Source organism: Pseudomonas sp. P1.31, from assembly GCF_001269815.1.
Classification (GTDB): domain Bacteria; phylum Pseudomonadota; class Gammaproteobacteria; order Pseudomonadales; family Pseudomonadaceae; genus Aquipseudomonas; species Aquipseudomonas rustica.
The window spans coordinates 141,001-162,398 of record NZ_LHVN01000027.1; the positions used below are offsets into that span (position 1 = coordinate 141,001).

The window sequence follows — 21,398 nt, forward strand, 5'->3', positions numbered from 1 at the left end:
TTGATAGACTGGCATTAAGCCAGATGCATTTATGGGTCGGCAGCAAACCAACGCATATCGCTATGGTCGAAGAATTACGAGCACGCATCCGTGTGTTCTGGGCTGAACCGTGATTCAGCCGTGGAGAGAGAGATGGACAAGACCTTGCGTTTTGTAAAACCTGAAGATTATGAGGACAGCTTGGGCGTCCTGCGCTCGCACGGGTCTAAGGACACTGCAATTCGACTCGTTGCGAATATTTCGAAGGAGCAATCCAAAGCTATTGCGAAGCGGACTCGGGACGCGATCGTCGCGGCTTATAAAGAAGATCGACTCTAAGGACTGATCCCTTGATCGAAGTCTCCCCCTCTTTTGATTTTGGCTTCGATCTGGATGATCCCATACAAAAGGAGCTTAGGGCGGGCCTGACGCTTGCCTTCACAGAATATGTGAAGAATCGCGGGCACAGACTTTTTGGCAGAGATGCTCCTTATCATCGGCCAGCAGGAACGGTGGTAACTGATGTAAACCTACGCCACGTTCACCTTTTTCCCACCGATCCATCTAAAGATGATCTAGCCCGTTGGCATAAATTCCACACCTCTGACAGGTGCCTTGTGTATGCCCGATCAACCTGTCCGCGATATTTGCTAATTGCTTACATCCATGCCAGCGCTCATGAGCAGGCAAATGACATGGACTACATCAAGGCGCTCGCGAAGATCGCTGAAAACTGGTTGTACGATCAGAACATCTTCCCAGATCTTGCTATGCCGTTCTGACAATTCTACGTGCCAGGAATTGAAATGGTGCTAAATCTACCCAAGCCGCACCCATCAAGGCTTCAGCACGATTTTGATCAAATTGAAACCTGCATAAAATCAGATCAATTCTTTACCCCGTAAGAATGGAAAAGCTCGTTAAATCAGAGTTTCCAAACCTGTCACCCTTCTGAGTCAAGCCGCTAGCGCACATCTCTATTTCCCCCTCAATAGCTGAGCCTACGGCCACGCACTTCATTTTTTTGCAATGTTTTACACATTGTGCAACTTGGACTCAGTCCACACGCCCCGCTACAGGCACGGGTTTGAGCACGCATTGCGCTACCGTGCACCTTTGAAAAAAAAAGCGAGACAAGGCCCGTCGGCGGGAGGGGATAAGTGCTTTTTCAGCAATTTTTTTGTCTCGTGGATGTGTTTTTGATTGCCCCCATGGCATCTTGTCCTCGGGTCTGAAATGGAGCAAAAAAAATGAGGGATTTGGGTACGGCTGGGGAGAAGTACTTCGGTGTGCTGTGTGCTGCAGCGGGAATGGCTGCTAACAAATCAGAAACCGACGTTAATGGATGGGATTTGTTTGTAGAAATTGATGACTCTACAAATGGTTTTGACCGAGCTTCAATGCATGAAGGCGTAATCGAGACAAAAATTCAGGTAAAATCCACGGACGGCGACAGAAAGTCAGTAGACGTTGAACTTTCTAATCTGAAGAAAATGGCTACCAGCGCTCTGCCCTGCTTTTATGTTCTCCTAGAATTCGATGGCGGCGATATTCCTGTAAGAGCTTACCTTCGCCATTTCGACAACCAGCTTATACAAAAGACACTTCGTCGAGTTTCGGATGAGCACGCTAAAGACCCAAATGTAAAACTAAACAAAAAGAAAATGCGCATCAATTTTCCTGACCCGGTCTCTCCTCTATCAGCCTCCATAATAAAAAAAATGATAATGAGCCACATTGGCTCTTCTCACTTCGATTATCTACAGCAAAAACGCGAATATCTCAAATCAGTCGGATTTGAAGAAGGATCTCACCGAATAAAATTCTCTATCATTGGAGATGAGAAACTACAGCAACTGATTGATATCTCGCTAGGAAAGAAGCAGGCAATCGAGATTGGAGAGGTTCATGGTTCGTCACTCCGGTTTGGTGTTTCATCAAAAAGAAGTGAGCTTACTAGTGACACTGCCGTACTCACCATGCCGGACGTCGCGCCAACCGAAAAAGGATTTTTATCTTTTCGAGATAAATCGAATGGCCGTAACTTAAAGTTTCCCGTGGATCTGTACAGCAGCGCTTTCGATTCCTGGATTCCTGATCATTTTAGAAAAATAAGGATGGATGGTAGGCTATTCGAGCTCTATATTCTTAATTATGGAAAATCGTTCAATATATCCATTAACGTGCATTTGCTAGAGCATTTTGAAGTAGAAGAAGCATTGAAAATGTTCAAGTTAACTCACATGTTGTCGAAACCTAAAAATATTGAGCTTACATTCAACTTTCAAAACACCTCATCTACAGCTCACCTAAACGCGGGCGATGGTTTCCGTGACCAGTCTAGTACAATAGACGCTTTTGAAAAAATAATAAAAATAAAAAACTATTTCGATATCGACGCGCCCTTGCACTTCAGCGCATCGGATATCGAAACGATACATCCCAAATTGAATAAATTGATTTGTGTAGCTGAAGGTGCGCCAAAAATATTTATTGTGAATTTCTCCTCAACCGACGAGATCGACGCCGAAACAGAGCTTGAGTGCTTTCATATTATTTCATTTCCGCTAGGAAGGTATGTATTCTTGGAGTTAGTTCTTTTTGCTGGAAAAGCAGAAAAAGATCTAGATTGTCAATACAATATAAAACCAACAGAAAAGACTTCATTTTACAAAACCATGCTCAATAGCAGCAGCATAGACAGGACAATTCCGGAAAAAGAAATTACAGAAATAATAGACAGTTACGAATCGTCGCGCCTGGTCATAAACTTCGTACCAGCATTTTTCGAAAAGGAAAGCAATTAATCCTACGAAAACAACAACCAATTTATGGTCAGTATTTTCACGTCAAGCTTTAATGGCCTTCACTAACGCACTTAGCTGCGCGGCAATCACTGCTTTTTTCGTAAGTGCCGAAGCATCTGCCGGACTTGGTTGTAGGCCCGCCAAATGCGTATGAATTGCAAGCTGTGTGTTCATGTCCTTTACTAGATCAAGCAAATCGCACAGAACCTGCAGGACATTCACCTGTTCTGAGCCCAGCCAGGTCTTGGGTGCCCTAAAATAATGGCCGTCCCCGGCGATGCTCTGGCGTAGTCCTTTGATTCGCTCCTGCAAGTCCCCGCCCACCGTGGCGTTGTACTTCTGGCCTACCACCAGATTCAGATCCCGCCCTGTCGCCTGGTGCAAATCATCCACAGCCGCCAGGCTTGCGGATCCACCCGACAGCAGCTTGAGCGCGCCCAGCGCCTCGATCTTCTTCACTCCCCCGACCGTTTCGGTCGAATGGTCATCGGTCGTCTGTGTGTGGCTCTGGTACTGCTCGCGATTGTCCAAGGCTTCAACCTCGCGCTTGATCGCCTTGTCCTGGATCTTGCCGTCAGTCTGGCGCAGCCAGTTACCGTCCGCGTCGACGCGCTGCTGTACCGCTTCGCTGTGCTGCCACACCTGATCACCTTTGGGCACCTTCGGCAGCGTCAGCCCATGCGGCAAAATCGTCTGGATGTACGGCTTATGTGGCAAGCCGTAGGCAAAGCACACGACGACGCTCGTACCTTCCTCGGGGAACGCATAGAAACCCATTTCATCACCACCAACCGGCACGGCAGCGGCACGCCTGACAAGATCGGCAGATCCGGATCTGGTTCGCCATCCGGACGCAGCACCTGCAGGTCGACCGAATAGCGCGGACGAAAATCGTCACACACGCCGGCAGCGGCCGGCGCGTCGGCGACGGCCATAACCTTGGCGAAGCGTGGCAAGTGATAGCCACCGGTCAGCTCGGGGAACTGCCGCTCTACAGCACGTTTTATTGCGTCTTCCATTTCAAGGCCATTTTGGTGCCGGCCAGCGTCACCGAGGTGATGCGCTCGCCATTGTTGATAGTCGCGCCTGGGCGCATGCCGGGTACTCGACCAAGTGCTGGCTGCTTATATCTCTGTCGTTCAATTTTCCCAGGTAGCATTCGCTAATTGCCTTCAACGTACCGAGCTTTGTTTTCCCGAGAGGGCGCGCCTTGGTCATCTCAGCCAAGTAGCGATCGATCATTTCCTTGATCGTCGCACCAGGTCGGTTCGCACGCTCGATCGCACCTGGTTCGTCCAGCTCGGTTTCTCTTTTACGCACCCAAGCCTGTGCGGCCTGTTTTCGGGCGAAGGTCTGACTCTCTTGGTAAACTTGCACCCCATCGCGAAACAGGCGTATCTGTGCCGTGTAACTGATGCTGCCGTCGGTGCGTTTCCGTGCTCTGATCGTGGCCATAGTCAACTGGTACAATTGGAAAAGTGATTGGTACATTGTACCAACCGACCTCAGAAAACGCCTATTTACCCCCCGAAATCGGCCTAGAACACGTAGAGCAAAATGGTACATAAATCAGCTACATACCCAACAAACACAGGCTCTACGCTGTCTAGAAGGTTCTCCGTTGCGCCCATGATGGATTGGACCGATAGGCATTGCAGATATTTCCTACGCCTCCTATCGAAGAACGCCCTGCTCTACACAGAAATGGTCACCACCGGCGCTCTGCTCAACGGCGATCACGAGCGCTTCCTCCGTCACAACGAAGCCGAGCATCCTTTGGCGTTGCAACTCGGCGGTAGTGTTCCTCTCGACTTGGCCGCCTGCGCACGCATGGCGCAAGAGCACGGTTACGACGAAGTAAACCTCAACGTCGGCTGCCCAAGCGATCGCGTACAGAACAACATGATCGGCGCCTGCCTGATGGGTCACCCACAGTTAGTGGCGGATTGCGTCAAGGCCATGCGTGACGCGGTGTCGATTCCGGTCACGGTGAAGCACCGCATCGGTATCAATGGTCGCGACAGTTACGCAGAGCTGTGCGATTTCGTCGGCACCGTCCGCGATGCCGGGTGCACGAGTTTTACCGTGCATGCGCGGATTGCGATTCTGGAGGGGTTGTCGCCGAAGGAGAATCGCGACATTCCGCCGTTGCGTTATGACGTGGCGGCGCAGTTGAAGGCGGATTTTCCGGAGTTGGAGATTGTGCTGAACGGCGGGATCAAGACGATGGAGGCCTGCCATGAGCATTTGCAGACGTTCGACGGTGTGATGTTGGGGCGTGAGGCTTATCACAATCCGTATGTGCTGGCGGAGGTGGATCAGCAGTTGTTCGGCAGTTCGGCGCCGGTGATCAGTCGGGCTGAGGCGTTGGCGCAATTGCGTCCTTATATAGCCGAGCATTTGGCGGCCGGCGGCGCGATGCATCACATCACGCGGCATGTGCTGGGCCTGGGCACGGGGTTCCCCGGGGCGCGTAAATTCCGTCAGTTGTTGTCGGTGGATATTCACAAGGCCAAGGATCCGCTGGCGTTGCTGGATCAAGCCGCCGAGTTGCTTGAAGGGCGTTGATGCCCTCCCCCAGTTTCAACCAGGCGGTTCGATCCGCCTGGCTTGACTTTCACCCCGCCGCTGCCGCTGTCCAGTTGACCCAACCAAACGCCCACGTCGCCAGAATCAGTAAACCAAACGCGATCCGATACCACGCGAACGCGGCATAGCTGTGGTTGGCAATAAACTTGAGCAAACCGCGCACGGCGATCATCGCGAAGATGAACGCGGTGACGAAGCCGAGCGCGAACACTGGCAGGTCGTTGGGCTGAAACAAGTCGCGGTATTTGTAGCCGGAATACACGGCGGCGCCGACCATGGTTGGCATGGCGAGGAAGAACGAGAACTCGGTAGCGGCTTTGCGTGACAGGCCGAAGAGCAAGCCGCCGATGATGGTCGAGCCGGAACGCGAGGTGCCGGGAATCATCGCCAGGCACTGTACGAAACCGACCTTGAGCGCGTCAGACCAGCGCATGTCGTCGACGTGCTCGACGCTGATCACATGACTGCGTTGTTCAGCCCACAGCATCACCACGCCACCGACCACCAGCGCCACGGCGACGGTAATCGGGTTAAACAGGTAATGGTGGATGGTGTCGGCGAACAGCACGCCGAGTACAACGGCGGGTAGAAAGGCGATCAGTAAGTTGACGGTGAAGCGTTGTGCATTGCGCTCAGTGGGCAGGCCTTTGATGATTTCGAAGATCTTCGGGCGGAACTCCCAGACCACGGCGAGGATGGCACCCAGTTGAATAATAATGTTGAACGCCATGGCGCGTTCGCCACCAAAGTCGAGCAGGTCGGCGACGATGATCTGGTGACCGGTACTGGAGATGGGCAAGAACTCGGTCAGGCCTTCAACCGCACCTAATATCAACACCTGGAAAAAAGTCCAGAAATCCATTAATCCTCCGTCAGAGCGCTCGTGTGAGCGACCGGGTAATAACACTCAGGGCTGAGTATCTGCAATTAAACAATTGGCCAAAATGAAAGATCAAAAGATCGCAGCCTTCGCCAGCTCCTACATTTGAAATGCATTCCCCTGTAGGAGCTGGCGAAGGCTGCGATCTTTTGATCCTGAAAGAATAGGTCTAATGAAATGCCACACTCAAGCCATGTTAGTAATCGTCGGACGACGAACTACGCAGAAAATATTTAGGGGCTGAGTGGCAAAAAGTTAGTCCAGCCAATAAAGTGTGATGAATCTCACATTCACGCAGATGGCCAAACAATGGCAATTGGACATTAACAAAGCGATGGCCAGCGATTCAAAATAGTGGCACCATTGCATATCGCCACCATCTAAGCGCTAGTTCACCTACTCGACAAAATCAACTAAAAGCTTGAAAAGCTTAATTATTGTTAGAAAACTCGGGAGCCACGTCTAAAAAGCGCGTGAATGTTACCAATTGTCAGTCACAGATGAGAACCGGTGCTTTAACATCCCGATGTCAGCACTTAATTCGAGTCAACGCATGATGCTCTCTGGGAACTTAGCGACTAGAAGTCCGCGCCCGCAAAACGACGACCCCGGTGTTCTCACTTTGGGTCGTACCCGTGGCGTGGCCGAACATTTTAGAACGCTGGTGGCCAGGCATGTGCGTAGCGATATGGCACTAGAGGTCGATGCGTACACTCGTTCATTTCAGCAGAATGATTATTCTGGGTATCGCGCCATTTTCCTGGTCATCGACAGCCCTCAGGCCCTCGAAGACAATCTTGCGCTGGTGCAAAGCGTTCGCAGCGACAACTTGAAACCGATCATTTGCGCAGTGATCACTGGGCGCGGCGCCTTCAACAAGATCAAGTATTTTCTGGCCGGCGCTGACTTTTGTATCAAACTCAATACCCTTTCTGAGGACAGCGTCGAGTTGCTTGCCGAGTTCTTCAACAGTGAAGAGTGGCAACGCGATATCAATCTGACACTCGACCCGACGCGCATTTGCCTGATGGGCTCCCGCCAGAAACTTGATATCTCGTTTGCCGAAATGAAGATCCTCGAAGCCTTTGCGCAAACTCATAACCACATTCTGAGCCATGATGAAATTGCCAACATCATGGGCCTCAACCCCAATTTCTACGACCCTCGAGCGCTGGAGAAATCGATCAGCCGCTTGCGTGGAAAAATCAAGGACATGTATGGTACCAACGCGATTCAGAGCATCCGCGGCCATGGCTATCGCCTGCTGCGGGGTCTGATATCGACTGCCTGATTCAATGGCAGCCATCCCTTTTGCATACGTACGAAGGATCGTCCCATGCAACGCTATCGTTTTATCTGTACTGCACGCCTATTAGAAATCAAGCGATTGAATGAGCGCGACAACACTAACCATAACAATAACTCCATAACATAGCAGCAGATCGAGTGGAACTTATCGAGGGCCATCATTGGGCCCAGACCCTGCCTATCGATTACTTCCGAGGAAGTCATTGCTCGCCTGCCGATTGACCCTTTTTAGCCAATTTTGGTGTGTATTCAGGAGAGAGACATGGAAACTAGTACAACCCTCCCAAGAAAATATTTTGTTGTCGTGACTAATAGCACAACGTCGCAACGTGAACTGGAAAGCATTTTGTCCAGTGAACGCTTCAATTCATTTGGCACTTCTCAGGCACAAATGTTTATTGAAGGCTCCGCTTCGCCCTCTTCCGCCCCGACCGTGATGGAGTTCACATACCCAAGCGTTAGTCGAAAGAACGTCGCACGCACGATTGAATATGACACCCAGAAAATCATCGCCACCCTCGAATCCGAATGGCGAGCCGCGCAAATCGCTAATCCCTTTCAGAGCAATCCATCGGTAACCGGCGAGATAATTCCCGCCAATGCTGACGATACGCCTGGCAACGAAACCTGGCATCTGGACAACGATCAAGGCGCACTGGTCAAAGACGATGTCGAGATCAGTCTCACCGGACTTGAAACAGCACTGGTCAAAAAAATGCTCAGCCATGAAGAACGGGTTGTCAGTCGAGACGAGTTGATTCTGAGCATCGGCCGAGAGCCGGAGCAATATCGCGGTCTGGAGATGTGCCTGAGCCGCCTGCAAGACAAGTTCAAAATGGCCAGTAAGGGTGAACGACTGTTCCGCGCGGTCAGAAACCGTGGTTATTGCCTCATCCAGGAAGTCGTCGCCTAAACACAGCCGACCGCCCAGACCAGATAAACAGATAAAAGTGCGATTACAAAAACAACAAGAGCACTCTGTTTGGTTTCAACTCCCTCCTTTAATTAACACTCCCTGCCTCCACCCCTCCAACAGTAACAAATACGACATCCTTTATTCACCCCCTGCTATTCGACCTTTTCTAACAATCAGCTTTTAAACATTGAAAAGTTGGCACTGTGCCATCTTGTTAGAACTCGTCAGACACCCTTATCGCCAATAACTTAGTCTATTGACTGACGACAGTTCGACCTATCGGCGTTGTTACCTCAGGACACTCGCTACAACAAAAACAATAAGCCTGTTTAACAACTCGGATTTCAACTGTTGAAACCTGAATGGACGTCTTTTGGGGATATCGTATGGATCTTTCTCTTAGTATCAATCGAAGCACGGGCCTCAAGGGACTGACCTTTTGGGGCCAATGGGCGCTGGCGCAGGGCTTCGTTGTAACGCTGTTGTTCGTACTGGCTGAACAGCACACTGGAAGCGTCGCGTTCTATTACCGAATGTGCGCAACCCTGGCTGTTTTGGCTTCGGTGCCGGCTTATACGTTTAGCGGTGTTTATCGCAAACGCGACAACTACCTGACCGGGTTGGGTCGGTTGTTCATGGGTTGGTCGATGACCATGGCAGCGCTGGCCTGCATCGCGTTTGTCTGCCAGGCCGATGAGTTGTTTTCCCGCCAGGTGATTCTGAGCTGGGCGGTGTACGGCTTCCTCGGTCAGGCGTTTTTGTACGCACCGTTGCATGCGTTTTCGAAGTACTACCAGCGCTCGCGTAAAAGTGAGCACAAGACGCTGATCGTTGGCACTGGCGAACTGGCGCTGGGCTTGGCGAAGAAGCTCAGTCTCTCGGAAAACCTGCCGCTGGTGGGACTGGTGAGCAACGGCACCCTGCCCGCTCTGGCCTCGGATGCACCGCGCGTCGTTGGCGCTCAGGAACAATTGCTGGAGCTGATCGAAGCACACGATATCCGCCGTTTGTACATCACGCTGCCGCTGTGCGAAGCGGCGCAGATCGAGGCGATGTATGTCGATTTGCTCGGCGCCAACGTTGATGTGGTGTGGGTGCCGGATCTGAACGCGCTGACGCTGCTCAATCACTCGGTGAAAGTCGTGGATGGTTTGCCGGCGATCTACTTGAACGAGAGCCCGCTGACCAGTCGCCCTACCGCTGCGTTGAGCAAGAGTCTGGTTGAGAAAACCGTGGCGTTGCTGGCGATCATCGCGTTGAGCCCGATCCTGCTGATAATCGCGCTGGCGGTAAAGCTCAACTCGCCGGGGCCGGTGTTTTTCAAGCAGGATCGTCATGGCTGGAACGGCAAGGTGATCAAGGTCTGGAAATTCCGCTCGATGAGCGTGCACGACGACCGCGAAGTGAAACAGGCCAGCCGTAACGACTCGCGCATTACTGCGGTTGGACGCTTTATTCGCCGCACCTCGCTGGATGAATTGCCGCAGCTGTTCAACGTGCTGCAAGGGCATATGGCACTGGTCGGGCCGCGTCCACATGCAGTGGCGCACAACCACTTCTACTCGGGGAAAATCCTCGCGTACATGGCACGTCACCGGATTAAACCGGGGATCACCGGGCTCGCACAAATCAGCGGCTGCCGGGGCGAAACGGACACGATCGACAAGATGCAGAAGCGTGTGGAGATTGACCTGCAATACATCAACAGCTGGTCGTTGTGGCTGGATCTGAAGATCCTGGTGAAGACACCGTTTACGCTGTTGTCGAAGGATATTTACTGAGGCCGGTTGCGCAAATGCACGGGGACGAAAGTCCCCTTTTTTGTGCCTGGGATTTGGGTTGGTATCGGGATTTTCGGTTCGGCCAATATCCCTTGTGGGAGCGAGCTTGCTCGCGAAAGCGCTGGGTCAGGCAACATCGATATTGAATGGGCCGACGCCTTCGCGAGCAAGCTCGGCTCCTACAGGGGATTTGTGTTGATCACTGGATAGTGGGAATGCCACAAATCATTGTAGGAGCAGAGCTTGCTCGCGAAAGCGGTGGGTCAGGCAACATCAATGTTGAATGTACCGCCGCTTTCGCGAGCAGGCTCACTCCTACAGGGGGTTTGTGTTGATCACTGGATAGTGGGAATGCCACAAATCATTGTAGGAGCAGAGCTTGCTCGCGAAAGCGGTGGGTCAGGCAACATCGGTGCTGGATGTGCCGACGCCTTCGCGAGCAAGCTCGGCTCCTACAGGGGATTTGTGTTGATCACGGGATAGTGGGAATACCACAGATCAGTGTAGGAGTGAGCCTGCTCGCGAAAGCGGTGGGTCAGGCAACATCGGTGCTGGATGTGCCGACGCCTTCGCGAGCAAGCTCGGCTCCTACAGGGGATTCGTGTTGATCACTGGATAGTGGGAATGCCACAGATCAGTGTAGGAGTGAGCCTGCTCGCGAAAGCGGTGGGTCAGGCAACATCGGTGCTGGATGTGCCGACGCCTTCGCGAGCAAACTCTGCTCCTACAAAGATCACGGGTTACTCGGTGATTTTCTCGAAGTTGCGATAGAACATGTCCCCTTCCCGGCTATCCGTCATCGAGTGCAGTTGGAAGCTGCGGCTCAGTCTGGCGCCACCGTCTCGGGTCAGCGGGGCCCACACCAGGTTGGCGCGGCGCATGGTCGACATGCTCATCATTTCGTCGAACGGGATCGACAGGTACAGGCCTTTGTCGAAGCTACCTTCACCGTATTCGGCGCTGTTGGCCGTGGTGATCGTCGCCCACGCACCAAAGCGCACGCCGTTGAAAAACTCTCGCGAGATATCCACCGTACCGCCCCAATCCCCCGCCAGATAACGACCCACACTGACGGCCGCTAACGTATCAAACGGCAGATCCGTATACCCAGTGATATGCCCGGTCACCACCGAGTAATCACGCAAACCCAAACCCTGATCAAAATCACGCTGGCGCACCCAGTTCAGATCCGCGCCCACCGACCAGCGTTCACCGGTCGGGCGGAACAACACCTCCCCGCCCACACCGGCAAACATCGACTCCAGATAACCGCCGTACACCATGCCGTAGAGGTCTTTATCCAACTGCTCGGCGTGGCTGACCTGGAACAGCGGCATGGTCACATCGGAGGTGGTCAGGTACTGCCGCAAATCCGTGCGCACACGGGGTAATCCGCTCGGTGCGTCGTAGGTGAATTTGTCGAAGTTGTTCGCCAGATTGGCGCTAAGCAAACCGCTCCACCAAGTGTTGCGATTGAAGCGATATTCGGCGTCGGCATCGGCACTGAATTGATAGAGCAAACCATCCGGGCCGCCGACGTTCTGTTTGAAGCCCAGACCGACGCCGTAACTGAAATGCTGCGGCGCTTCGGTGTAGAGGGTTTTTTCGTTGTGTGGCATCGCCGGGTTGATCTCGGTGGTGCGGTGCAGCGACTGCAGCGGTTCCTCATTGTTGATCACTTCGCGGAAGGTCTGGCGCGGCACGCTGGTTTCTTCCAGGGGCAGGTCGTAGCGCTTGTTGACCACGGTGAACCAGTCGATGTCGTCGTTGACGCTGTTATCGAGAATCCGGCTCGCACGCCCGACTGCCTTGGACGAATGGAAGTATCGCTGCTGCTCGCCATACACGATCAGCTCGGAATCGCGCTGGGCAATGCGCTCGACTTTATAGCCGGCATTCTGCTGCAAACGCTGCGAGACGTTGGCCCAGTCAACCTGCTCCATCGACGTGGTCGGTGCCTTAGCCGGCAGCGGTTCCGGGGTCGGGTCGTAGGTCTTCGCCGGCGCTTTGCGGCTGACGAAATTGGTGTGAAAAGTCACGCCAAACATCGCCGTATTACCGCGCTCCCACGCCGCGCTGAGGTCGATCGAATCCGTGACTTTGAACACTGCGCCGAGGTTGATCGGCGAGTCCTGTTTGATCTCGTTGTCCTTCGGCTCGTTTTTATAGTCGTTGCCTTCGTATTCGAGCTTCAGGCTGAGACGATCCCACGGCGTCTGATAGCTCACACCGCCGAACAGCGAAGGCCGGCCACGGAAATACGAACCCGCGTTGACGTCACCGGTGCCTTCGGTTTCTGGACGGGTTTTGAAGCGATCACTGGCGAAGCCCAACGGGTTGTCGAAGTCGCCGCGATTACCGATGTAACCCCAGGCGATGCCGGCGCTGAAATCAAAATTGTCGAAGCGTTTGTTGGCGACGAAAAACTCACTGGAGAACAAACCGGTACCGCCGATATCTCGGAAGCCCAACGCCACTTCCGGCGCCCAGTGGCTCTCCTGCCATAGCCGGACTTTGGCGTCGACCGCCTTATCCTTATAGCTTTGGCTGCCGCTGAGGGCCTCAGAGCCGTACGGCCGGTTGGTGATCGCGGTGTAGCGAAACGAGCCTTCGAGCCAGTCCAGCGGCTGCAACGAAACGCTGTAGCGGCTGTACGGATCGGTGCGGTTGGCGTTGACGCTCAACTCGCCGGCCGGGGCCATGCGTGCGGTCGGCGTCTGCCACAGACCGGCGCCGCCGAAGTCATTCTGGGTAATGCGCGGCTCTGCATGAGCCAGACCACAGGGCAATAACAACACAGCTGCAAAACGTAACTTCAACGAACCACCTCGGCCAGCTGCGTGGCAATAAATTCGGCCAACTGCTGATTCAGCTCAGGGATAGGCGGATCAAGATCATCATTTTTCAGCGGCACCAGAATCTTGCTGCCGGCCACGGGAAAGTGCCCGGACTCGCGATTCCAATGCGCAATACCGACGCGCTGCGAAGCGCCGTTGGGCTGGATCAGCCACAGATAATCGGCCTCGGCATCGCTGGAAATCGCGCAGCCTTGCAGGTACTCGCGAGCTTCCTGCAACGGCTGATACGGCAGGTGACACGGCGCGTCGACAGCACCGACCACTTCCACCTCATCGACGCGTGTCGGGTAGATCAGCCGATCGCCATCGTCGAGACGAATGTTGCGCGCGAAGCCGACTTCCAGCGCCACCGGATCGAGATCGGCAATCTGCCGCCCGGTCACCGGCATCTGCCGAACCTCGTCGGCAACACGCTGCGCCAGCGCCGCCCGGCTCGGTCTGTCGAAAAGCAACGCCATGCGCCGCAGCACATCCAGATCAAACAGCACGCCGACCTTCAGCCGCGTCTGTTGCTCAATCAGCGATTGGCGCAGCAAGCCGCCCGCCAGCCAATAACCTTCGGCATTCGGTACGGCAACGCTGATCACATCGAGCAAACGCCCACCCGCCGGCAACTCGACCGGGCCCGGGTTGGCGACATCGCCGCTGACAATGACGGCGGCCTGACTCGCACCTGCGACCAACAGCAAAAAAGCGGAAAAAACCCTCAGGCGCTTCACGGCAAATGCCTGCGATCAGGGGTCAGTTGCACGAGCTTCACACGCAGTTGCGAAGTGAGTTGCTGCTCGCTCTGCACGATGAAACCGTCACGCGGATCGACCCAATAACGGTTGGTCGCACTCAGCCCGATCGCCGGAGCGTCGATCTGCTCGTCGACACGCAGCACGGCGTAGTCCTTGTCCAGAATGGTCAGGGTTTCAGTGGTGCGGCGGGTGAAGCGACTGTTGACGATCACCCCCACTTCCTGGCCCTTGTAGAGATCGATCCAGCGCCGCGTGGTGAAACCATCCGGCACTTGATGCAGGCCTCGTTTGAACGGCGAGTTGTCAGCCAGGCGTGTGCCATCGAGATCGCCTTCGAGGCCAAGGCCAATGCTGCGCACAGCGAGGCCATCGCGCAGCAACAACACTTGTTTGCCGGAAGCGACCCAAAATTGCAGATCCTCGCGCTCGCGCACCAGCGCCAAAACGCCGGAGCCGGACGGCGTGGTCAGTTTGAGTTGCGGGTAATTGACCCCGGCCACTTCGGCGGGCGTCACCTCGACTTCATCCGGGCCGACGACCGCGGCCTTCAAGTTGTTCAGCGACGCGCTCATCAGCGGGTTACAGCCGCACAGCAACGCGGCCGCCATCAGGCAGACGCCGATTTTCAATATTTTCACGGACGGGCGGCCTTATTTGCTGTTGTTGCTGTATTCGCTCCAGTTCTTCGCAGCGGAAGCGCCGGTGCCGACAATCGATGCCGACGGCACCAGTTGGCTGATCAGACGGTTCCAGCGAGTCACGTTGGCAGGGCCGACATACACGACGTCCTGAGGACGTACTTCGAAGTGCGAAGCGAGCGCCATGGCGGTCGGCGATTCGGCTTCGAGTTGATAGATTTTTGCCGGCTCGACATCGAGGTTTTCCACGCCGCGAATGACGTACACCGCGTTGCCGTTGGAGGTGGTCTGGCTCAAGCCGCCGACCGAACCGAGCACGTCGGAAAGGTTCATCGTCGCGGTCTTGAAGCTCAACGCGCGTGGCTGATTGACTTCACCCATCACGTAGATGCGCTTGTTGTCGTTGTACGGCAGATACAGCTGATCGCCGCCCTTGAGGTAGACGTTCTGCAACTCGGAATCCGCTTGGTTGAGCGAATCCAGATTGAGCGGATACACCCGGCCCTTGCGGTTGAGCAGCAGCCCGGACAAGTCGGCATTGTTGGTGTCGATGCCGGCAGTGCCCAGCGCTTCGACCACGCTCAGCGGGTTGGTGGAAATCGCTTGTGGGCCAGCCTTGGTGACGGCACCGGTGACCACGACTTTCTGGCTGGCGAAACGCAACACCGCGACATCGACCTGCGGCTCGGCGATGAACGCCGACAGCCGTTGTTCGATGTCCGAGCGCAGTTGCTGGATAGTCCGGCCGGTGGCCTGAACTTCCTTGATAAACGGGTAGTACAGCGTGCCATCGGAGCGCACCAGGCGGCCGTTGGCATCGATCTGTTGTTGCGCGCCGGAGGGTGCGGTCAGTTCCGGGTGATCCCACACGGTGATGTACAGCACGTCGTTGTTGCCGATGCGGTATTCCGCGGGCGTCGCCAACAACTCTGCCGGCAGCGACTCACGTTTCTGCGTGGCGCGGTTCATGGCAATCAGCTTGGGCGTGATCGGAATCAGCTCGACCCGGCTGCTTTCACTGGCGCCCTGACGCGTGATGTCCTGGGTGCTCAGGTATTGACCGGGGGAAAACATGCAACCTTGCAAAGCGAGACTTGCCAACATTAAAAGATAAACACTACGAATCATAATGGCACTACGCTATTCAAGGGCGAATCCAAAAACAAAGTCACCCGACTCACGTCGGGCGACCTTGTACTGCACTAACAGAACTTCCTGTTAGTTATGCGTGCCGGTTGTACCGGTGGTACCCGTTGTACCGGTGGTACCGCCGTTGGCACTGCCACCGCTGTTAGACGCCGCGACTGCACTGGCGACCATTGCAGTGCTGGCTGCCGGCGCTTGAGAAGCCGCCACGTTGCCACCTACATTGGTCACCGCAGTAAGCGGTGCTTCAGCGGCGGCAGCCCAGTTGCTCAACATCGTCAACAGGGCAACTGCCATCACTTTTTTCATAACAACTCCTTTCTAACATTCAGCCTGTTAAAAAACCGGCGTGTGTTAGAGGTGGTAGCGTTCAAGCCCGCAAATAGCGCGAACAAGATCCGTTGTTCTTTCACAGTCTTACCCAACTGATAAAAGTCGAACGGCAGGTTTATATCTACGGACTTGCAAAAGGCATTGCCAGTGTAATTTCCCGACGGAATCTAACAACCTGACTGAAAATAACATTGGACTTTAAATGGCCATCATCCCAAGTAACCATTGGGATGCGTGGATTGCCAGCGCCAGGTGTCGGTGACCATGTCCTGCAAACTGCGCGTGGCTTTCCAGCCAAGTTCTTTGGCAGCCTTGGAGGCGTCGGCCCAACTCTCGGCAATATCGCCGGAACGACGCGGCATCATCCGGTACGGCACCGGTTGCCCGCAGGCCTGTTCGAAGGCATGTAGCACTTGAAGGACGCTGTAGCCGTCGCCGGTGCCGAGGTTCCAGGTATGAATGCCAGTGCGTCCGGCAATCGATTGCAATGCTTTCAAATGCCCATCGGCCAGATCAACGACGTGGATGTAATCGCGCACCCCGGTGCCGTCGATCGTCGGGTAGTCGTTACCGAAAATCGACAGCTCTTGAAGGCTGCCGACCGCGACCTGACTGATGTAAGGCACCAGATTGTTGGGGATACCGTTGGGGTCTTCGCCCATCTGCCCGCTGTCGTGGGCGCCGATCGGGTTGAAGTAGCGCAGCAAAGCGATGCTCCAGCGCGGTTCGGCCTGGCTGAGGTCGCGCAACACGTTCTCGACGATCAGCTTGGACTGGCCGTAGGGATTGGTCGGATTGCCGGTAGGAAAATCTTCGCGAATGGGCATTTGCTCGGGTTCGCCGTACACCGTGGCGGACGAACTGAACACCAGACGAAACACCCCCGCCGCCGCCATCGCCTGACACAGCGTGATGCTGCCGCTGACGTTGGTTTCGTAATACTCCAGCGGCTTGCGCACGCTTTCGCCGACAGCCTTGAGACCGGCGAAATGCAGCACGGCCTCAATGTTGTGTTCGCGGAAAATCCGGTCGAGCAAGGCCCGATCACAGACATCGCCGCGAATCATCCAGGCACTCTTGCCGCAGATGGCTTCTACGGCATGCAACGCCGCATCGCTGCTGTTGCAAAGATTATCCAGCACAACAACTTCATAACCTGCTTCCAGCAACGCAAGTGTGGTATGCGAACCGATATAGCCGGCACCGCCGGTCACGAGAATCTTCATGGCGCGATCCGTCATTTGATAAATGCCAAGTAGCGTGTCAAGCCCGACTGCATGGATATGTGTCGCAATCCACACAAACGAACGACAACAACCGAAAACAAAACTAGTTCAATGACTGGCAATAAATATTTTTGCAGGTCACACTGTATTGCCCGCTACTTATTAGCACTGCAAGTGCACGAATCACTATCAACAGATACCGACTAAAAATAACTAATCAAGCACTCACCGACATCTCATAACATTGTCGGCTTTTATCCCCATGAACAATTGCCATTAATAACCTGACTCAGGTATTAAAGTAAGCCTTCAATCATCATTGAAACTTGCAGACCGAAGTTATGGCCTGCATGCGTCGCCTGTGTTCCATGACTGTCCAGGATACTTTTATGATTCGTAAATGTTTGTTCCCCGCTGCCGGCTACGGCACGCGTTTCTTGCCGGCCACCAAAGCCATGCCGAAAGAGATGCTGCCGATCGTCAACAAGCCGTTGATCGAATACGCCGTTGAAGAAGCACGGGACGCTGGCCTGCAACACATGGCCATCGTCACCGGCCGGGGCAAGCGTGCGCTGGAAGACCATTTCGATATCAGCTACGAACTCGAACACCAGATTCGCGGCACCGAGAAAGAGAAGTTTCTGGCCGGCACTCGCGAGCTGATCGACACCTGCACCTTCTCCTACACCCGTCAGGTGGAAATGAAGGGCCTCGGCCACGCGATCCTCAGCGGCCGCCCGTTGATTGGCGACGAGCCATTCGCCGTGGTACTGGCCGACGACCTGTGCCTGAACCTTGAAGGCGACGGCGTGCTGACGCAGATGATTCAGCTGTACAAGAAATTCCGCTGCTCGATCGTCGCGATTCAGGAAGTCCCGGCCGACCAGACCCACAAGTACGGCGTCATCGCCGGCGAGCTGATTTCCGACGGCATCTACCGCGTCAACAACATGGTGGAAAAACCGGCGCCGCAAGACGCACCGTCGAACCTGGCGATCATCGGTCGCTACATCCTCACGCCGGATATTTTCGACCTGATCGCCGATACCGAACCGGGCAAGGGCGGCGAAATCCAGATCACCGACGCGTTGATGAAACAGGCGCAGAACGGCTGCGTACTGGCCTACAAATTCAAAGGGATGCGCTTCGACTGCGGCGACGCCGAGGGTTACTTGCAGGCGACCAATTTCTGCTACGAAAACGTCTACCTCAAGGGCCGCTGAGACGGCTCCCTCCTTTTCATTTCAGGCAGGCCACCATGAACATTGCACAACATTCCGTAGAGATTGAACGCGAGGTGGGCAACCTCGGGGTGATGAGTTGGTTGTCACGCCATCAGCCGTTGCCCAGCGCCAACGAAACCTGGCTGGGCACGATTTTGCTGGTGGAGCGGATTGGCGTGTTCCCGGCGTCCGGGGATATCCGCCGGCCGCTGCGCGATCCGTATCCGCTGCTTGCGCATTTGAAGAAGCGCTATGGCGAGCAGGCGCTGGAGATGGATGACAGTGATGGGCTGAAAGTGATCTTCAGCGACTGGCGCTTCCGCGTGCGGATTTGCTGCAACGACCCGGCGATCATCATCAACGTGGAAACCCGTTGTGATGCGCGGCTGATGCCGCAGAAGCTTGCGGAATTGCTCGAACAAGTCGACGCCTTCACGCAAGACTGACCTGATCGTTCCCACGCTCTGCGTGCTGATCGTTCCCACGCTCCGCGTGGGAATGCCGCCCGGGACGCTCCGCGTCCCTACGCCGGATGACGCGGAGCGTCACAGGATGCATTCCCACGCAGAGCGTGGGAACGATCATTGTGGAGCGGCATCGCAGCGATTGTTGGCGCCAGTGATCCAGCCGTAGAAGTAATCTGCAATCACCTTCCCGCCCGTTGCCGGCAGCGGATGAATCTTGTCCGGGCCGATCATCGCAGCAGCGTAGCGCTTCACGTCCGGGCCAAACGCGCATTGCAGGTTGGCGTAACCCAGACGCTGCTCCCGCGCCCAAGGCTCAAGCACCTGCGCATACGCCGACATCGGATAAGCGCTCGAACGCGTGGTGTCCTGACGCATGATCAGGTTGATACTCGCCGCCGGTTGAATCTCGCGGAGCATGCCCACCAGACCTTGAACGTTCTGCAGATACTGCGCGGGTTTGACGCCAAAGCCCTGATCGTTGCCACCGAGCATGATCAGGTAAACATCGGCAGGGATCTTCGACACGGCGGCTTTCCACTGGGTCTGCCATTGCGCATCGTTGTGATAGAAGTCAGCGGATGCAGCGCCGGACGCTGCGAGTTTCGAGACGCGCACGCCGTTCTGATCGTTGCTCATCCACAGGCCGAACAGGGTTGGCGTGCCTTTGGTAACTTCCAGTTTGAACGACCAGTCCGCTGCTGCCGAAAGGCCCGAGAGGGTTGCTTCCTGAACGCCAGAACCTGCCAACGTCATCGGCTGCCAATCGTCTGAGGGTGACCAGCGATAGCGGATCTCGGCAGGTTCGCCATTGCCCAGGTAAAGCAATTTAGCCTGATTGACGGCGGTGTTGATCGCGGGTGTCGGGCTGGCGTCGACTTGCAGCCATGCCCCTGGCCGGCCCTTCACCGTGCGGCTGTCCGGACTCGCCTGGCCCAGACCTGAAACCGTCCAGTCCCCGCCGAAGTATTTTTCACTGCTGCGGGTGTATTTGAAATGCGTGCCGCCGAGCGCGGCGCCATGGTTGAAGCCGATATAGCCGGGCCCGGCAAAACCTACTTCACCGGCCACGCGCTGCACCAGTTTGTTCAGATAGAAATCCTGGCCGGCGCTGTAACTGTCGCCGATCACCGAGACCGACAACACCTTGCCCGCCTTGCCCTCACGCCACTGGGCAAACCGCTCACGTGCATCACCCACCTCAACCACCGACGCTGCAACGGGTTGAGCGTCATTCACTGCCAACATGCAAAATTTCCTTCCGTCCGTAAGGGCCCCTTCGCGAGCAAGCCCGCTCCCACACTGGATCGGCGTCATACCCAAATCCCCCTGTAGGAGCTGCGGCACGCTGCGATCTTTTGCTGTTGCTTCTAAAGATCAAAAGATCGCAGCGTGCCGCAGCTCCTACAGGAGATCTCGATATCCACTGTGGGAGCGAGCCTGCTCGCGAAGCTCTTAGCTATTCTGAACCGGCACCACCGGGGCAATGACCGCCGCAGGTTTCTTCACCGCCGCACGCTCACCAAGAAACAGCACCGAGGTGAAATTAAACCGGCTGAACACCATCGACAACACCACCGGCCCCAGCAGCCCAACGCTCAACCCACCCAGTACCAACAAGCTCTCATCCTTCACACCCAACCGCCCCAGCACCACCCGCGACGTCGCCGCAAACAGCACATGAAACAGAAAAATCGCATACGAATACCCACCCAACCACGTCAACGCCTTCGAGCGCATGCCACTCGACAACAACGCAAAGCAAGACACACACCCCACCGTCAAACCGATCAAGCTACGGCGATCAACAATCAACTCACGATCCAGCGCCGCCACATACAGCAACGTCAGCGAAATCAGCACAAACACCACCGGCCCGATCATCGCGAACCGTTGCTTCAGCGCCTCGACATTCTCCTGCCCGATCATCCCCGCAACAAAAAACGGCAGCAGGTAGATCGCACCGTTAATCCCGAACGCATCGAGTTTGAACGGCGGCAGCAAAAACAACAGCGCCGCAAACGCGAACAACCCATACAAGCGCGTCGCCGAGCGCAGCATCCCGCGCCATTCCAACAACCCGACGAACATGAAAATGATGAACACCGCCTGCAAAAACCAGAAGTGGTTGATCGGCACCCAGAACGACAGCAACGCGTCGATCACGCCGACGTCCTTGTTCACCCCCGGCCCCACCGCTTGCAGCACCGAAAACGGTACACCGACGCAAAACAGCGGCACGATCAAACGCCGCACCTTGCCGCTGAAAAACGCGGAAAAGTCGTTGCCACGGATTTTGTAGATCGAATAGATATACCCGGAAATAAAGGTGAACAGCGGCATGCGCACGTACACCATCGAATCGGCGATCACCCGGAACGGCGAGCCGATATCGATCTTCAACCCGCCGCCCAACGGCCCGATGACGTGGTAAAGCACCAGCAGCAGGCACGCCAGACCGCGCAGGGTTTCAATCTCCAGGGACTTTTTCTTGCTCGACATAAAGC

18 protein-coding genes and 2 pseudogenes are annotated in these 21,398 nt (G+C 55.2%); 9 read left to right on the forward strand and 11 right to left on the reverse strand.

Going from position 1 to position 21,398, the window contains the following annotated elements:
* Window positions 1-132 precede the first annotated feature (132 nt).
* From AD669_RS17455 to AD669_RS17460, 3 genes are all read left to right on the forward strand, one after another.
* Entirely contained in the window at window positions 133-318 is a 186-nt protein-coding gene (locus AD669_RS17455) for a hypothetical protein (protein WP_053121991.1), read from the forward strand.
* Between the two features lie 11 nt (window positions 319-329).
* Window positions 330-761 carry a type II toxin-antitoxin system YafO family toxin gene (locus AD669_RS28175; RefSeq protein ID WP_082341462.1) on the forward strand — a complete coding sequence of 144 codons (432 nt, stop codon included), beginning with the start codon at window positions 330-332 and terminating at the stop codon, window positions 759-761.
* A 468-nt stretch (window positions 762-1,229) separates the two neighbouring features.
* Window positions 1,230-2,786 carry a hypothetical protein gene (locus tag AD669_RS17460; protein ID WP_053121994.1) on the forward strand — a complete coding sequence of 519 codons (1,557 nt, stop codon included), beginning with the start codon at window positions 1,230-1,232 and terminating at the stop codon, window positions 2,784-2,786.
* A 42-nt stretch (window positions 2,787-2,828) separates the two neighbouring features.
* On the opposite strand, the pseudogene AD669_RS17465 reads toward AD669_RS17460, so the two are convergent.
* Window positions 2,829-3,805 (reverse strand): annotated as a pseudogene (locus tag AD669_RS17465) (hypothetical protein).
* A gap of 82 nt (window positions 3,806-3,887) precedes the next feature.
* Window positions 3,888-4,241 (reverse strand): annotated as a pseudogene (locus tag AD669_RS17470) (site-specific integrase); the annotation flags it as partial.
* Window positions 4,242-4,343: 102 nt separating this feature from the next.
* Here AD669_RS17470 and dusA point away from each other — a divergent pair.
* Window positions 4,344-5,354 carry a tRNA dihydrouridine(20/20a) synthase DusA gene (gene dusA, locus AD669_RS17475; RefSeq protein WP_082341463.1) on the forward strand — a complete coding sequence of 337 codons (1,011 nt, stop codon included), beginning with the start codon at window positions 4,344-4,346 and terminating at the stop codon, window positions 5,352-5,354.
* A 49-nt stretch (window positions 5,355-5,403) separates the two neighbouring features.
* Here the strand turns inward: dusA and AD669_RS17480 are convergent, their stop codons facing one another.
* The gene (locus tag AD669_RS17480) at window positions 5,404-6,237 is read right to left on the reverse strand and encodes an undecaprenyl-diphosphate phosphatase (protein WP_053121998.1); all 834 of its coding nucleotides are present in this window, start codon (window positions 6,235-6,237) and stop codon (window positions 5,404-5,406) included.
* A 571-nt stretch (window positions 6,238-6,808) separates the two neighbouring features.
* On the opposite strand from AD669_RS17480, the gene AD669_RS17485 reads away from it, so the two are divergent.
* The 3 genes from AD669_RS17485 to AD669_RS17495 all read left to right on the forward strand — a co-directional run bounded on the left by AD669_RS17485 (window position 6,809) and on the right by AD669_RS17495 (window position 10,260).
* Window positions 6,809-7,546 carry a winged helix-turn-helix domain-containing protein gene (locus tag AD669_RS17485; RefSeq protein WP_053122001.1) on the forward strand — a complete coding sequence of 246 codons (738 nt, stop codon included), beginning with the start codon at window positions 6,809-6,811 and terminating at the stop codon, window positions 7,544-7,546.
* Between the two features lie 279 nt (window positions 7,547-7,825).
* Complete coding sequence (locus tag AD669_RS17490) at window positions 7,826-8,476, forward strand: helix-turn-helix domain-containing protein (protein WP_053122003.1); 651 nt, start codon at window positions 7,826-7,828, stop codon at window positions 8,474-8,476.
* A gap of 389 nt (window positions 8,477-8,865) precedes the next feature.
* The gene (locus tag AD669_RS17495) at window positions 8,866-10,260 is read left to right on the forward strand and encodes an undecaprenyl-phosphate glucose phosphotransferase (protein WP_053122004.1); all 1,395 of its coding nucleotides are present in this window, start codon (window positions 8,866-8,868) and stop codon (window positions 10,258-10,260) included.
* Between the two features lie 740 nt (window positions 10,261-11,000).
* On the opposite strand, the gene AD669_RS17500 is transcribed toward AD669_RS17495, so the two are convergent.
* The 6 genes from AD669_RS17500 to galE all read right to left on the reverse strand — a co-directional run bounded on the left by AD669_RS17500 (window position 11,001) and on the right by galE (window position 17,204).
* Window positions 11,001-13,079 (reverse strand): YjbH domain-containing protein, encoded by a 2,079-nt coding sequence (locus AD669_RS17500; RefSeq protein ID WP_053122006.1) that lies wholly within the window; start codon window positions 13,077-13,079, stop codon window positions 11,001-11,003.
* Window positions 13,076-13,837 carry a capsule biosynthesis GfcC family protein gene (locus AD669_RS17505; protein WP_053122008.1) on the reverse strand — a complete coding sequence of 254 codons (762 nt, stop codon included), beginning with the start codon at window positions 13,835-13,837 and terminating at the stop codon, window positions 13,076-13,078. The genes AD669_RS17500 and AD669_RS17505 overlap by 4 nt, the downstream gene beginning before the upstream one ends.
* Complete coding sequence (locus AD669_RS17510; RefSeq protein ID WP_053122012.1) at window positions 13,834-14,499, reverse strand: YjbF family lipoprotein; 666 nt, start codon at window positions 14,497-14,499, stop codon at window positions 13,834-13,836. Before AD669_RS17510 ends, AD669_RS17505 begins: the two co-directional genes overlap by 4 nt.
* Before the next feature lie 12 nt (window positions 14,500-14,511).
* The gene (locus AD669_RS17515; protein WP_053122149.1) at window positions 14,512-15,573 is read right to left on the reverse strand and encodes a polysaccharide biosynthesis/export family protein; all 1,062 of its coding nucleotides are present in this window, start codon (window positions 15,571-15,573) and stop codon (window positions 14,512-14,514) included.
* A gap of 144 nt (window positions 15,574-15,717) precedes the next feature.
* Window positions 15,718-15,954 (reverse strand): hypothetical protein, encoded by a 237-nt coding sequence (locus tag AD669_RS17520; RefSeq protein WP_007910552.1) that lies wholly within the window; start codon window positions 15,952-15,954, stop codon window positions 15,718-15,720.
* 233 nt (window positions 15,955-16,187) lie between these two features.
* Window positions 16,188-17,204 carry a UDP-glucose 4-epimerase GalE gene (gene galE / locus AD669_RS17525; protein ID WP_053122014.1) on the reverse strand — a complete coding sequence of 339 codons (1,017 nt, stop codon included), beginning with the start codon at window positions 17,202-17,204 and terminating at the stop codon, window positions 16,188-16,190.
* A gap of 389 nt (window positions 17,205-17,593) precedes the next feature.
* On the opposite strand from galE, the gene galU reads away from it, so the two are divergent.
* Together galU and AD669_RS17535 are read left to right on the forward strand one after the other, a co-directional pair.
* Window positions 17,594-18,427: a UTP--glucose-1-phosphate uridylyltransferase GalU gene (gene galU / locus AD669_RS17530; protein WP_053122017.1), complete on the forward strand. Its 834-nt coding sequence runs from the start codon at window positions 17,594-17,596 to the stop codon at window positions 18,425-18,427.
* A gap of 35 nt (window positions 18,428-18,462) precedes the next feature.
* Window positions 18,463-18,873 carry a mannose-1-phosphate guanylyltransferase gene (locus AD669_RS17535; RefSeq protein ID WP_053122019.1) on the forward strand — a complete coding sequence of 137 codons (411 nt, stop codon included), beginning with the start codon at window positions 18,463-18,465 and terminating at the stop codon, window positions 18,871-18,873.
* Between the two features lie 135 nt (window positions 18,874-19,008).
* Here AD669_RS17535 and AD669_RS17540 read toward each other — a convergent pair whose 3' ends face one another.
* Window positions 19,009-20,139, reverse strand: a complete 1,131-nt coding sequence (locus tag AD669_RS17540) for a GDSL-type esterase/lipase family protein (RefSeq protein ID WP_053122021.1) — start codon at window positions 20,137-20,139, stop codon at window positions 19,009-19,011.
* A 207-nt stretch (window positions 20,140-20,346) separates the two neighbouring features.
* Window positions 20,347-21,393, reverse strand: coding sequence for an acyltransferase family protein (locus tag AD669_RS17545; protein WP_053122023.1), 1,047 nt, complete (start codon window positions 21,391-21,393; stop codon window positions 20,347-20,349).
* Window positions 21,394-21,398: the final 5 nt, after the last annotated feature.

Bases quoted from the DNA above. Each gene is read 5' to 3' on its own strand.
- AD669_RS17455 (WP_053121991.1), top strand. From the start codon at position 133: ATGGACAAGACCTTGCGTTTTGTAAAACCTGAAGATTATGAGGACAGC.
- AD669_RS17460 (WP_053121994.1), top strand. From the start codon at position 1,230: ATGAGGGATTTGGGTACGGCTGGGGAGAAGTACTTCGGTGTGCTGTGT.
- dusA (WP_082341463.1), top strand. From the start codon at position 4,344: ATGGTACATAAATCAGCTACATACCCAACAAACACAGGCTCTACGCTG.
- AD669_RS17480 (WP_053121998.1), bottom strand. From the start codon at position 6,237: ATGGATTTCTGGACTTTTTTCCAGGTGTTGATATTAGGTGCGGTTGAA.
- AD669_RS17485 (WP_053122001.1), top strand. From the start codon at position 6,809: ATGATGCTCTCTGGGAACTTAGCGACTAGAAGTCCGCGCCCGCAAAAC.
- AD669_RS17490 (WP_053122003.1), top strand. From the start codon at position 7,826: ATGGAAACTAGTACAACCCTCCCAAGAAAATATTTTGTTGTCGTGACT.
- AD669_RS17495 (WP_053122004.1), top strand. From the start codon at position 8,866: ATGGATCTTTCTCTTAGTATCAATCGAAGCACGGGCCTCAAGGGACTG.
- AD669_RS17515 (WP_053122149.1), bottom strand. From the start codon at position 15,573: ATGTTTTCCCCCGGTCAATACCTGAGCACCCAGGACATCACGCGTCAG.
- AD669_RS17520 (WP_007910552.1), bottom strand. From the start codon at position 15,954: ATGAAAAAAGTGATGGCAGTTGCCCTGTTGACGATGTTGAGCAACTGG.
- galE (WP_053122014.1), bottom strand. From the start codon at position 17,204: ATGAAGATTCTCGTGACCGGCGGTGCCGGCTATATCGGTTCGCATACC.
- galU (WP_053122017.1), top strand. From the start codon at position 17,594: ATGATTCGTAAATGTTTGTTCCCCGCTGCCGGCTACGGCACGCGTTTC.
- AD669_RS17535 (WP_053122019.1), top strand. From the start codon at position 18,463: ATGAACATTGCACAACATTCCGTAGAGATTGAACGCGAGGTGGGCAAC.
- AD669_RS17540 (WP_053122021.1), bottom strand. From the start codon at position 20,139: ATGTTGGCAGTGAATGACGCTCAACCCGTTGCAGCGTCGGTGGTTGAG.
- AD669_RS17545 (WP_053122023.1), bottom strand. From the start codon at position 21,393: ATGTCGAGCAAGAAAAAGTCCCTGGAGATTGAAACCCTGCGCGGTCTG.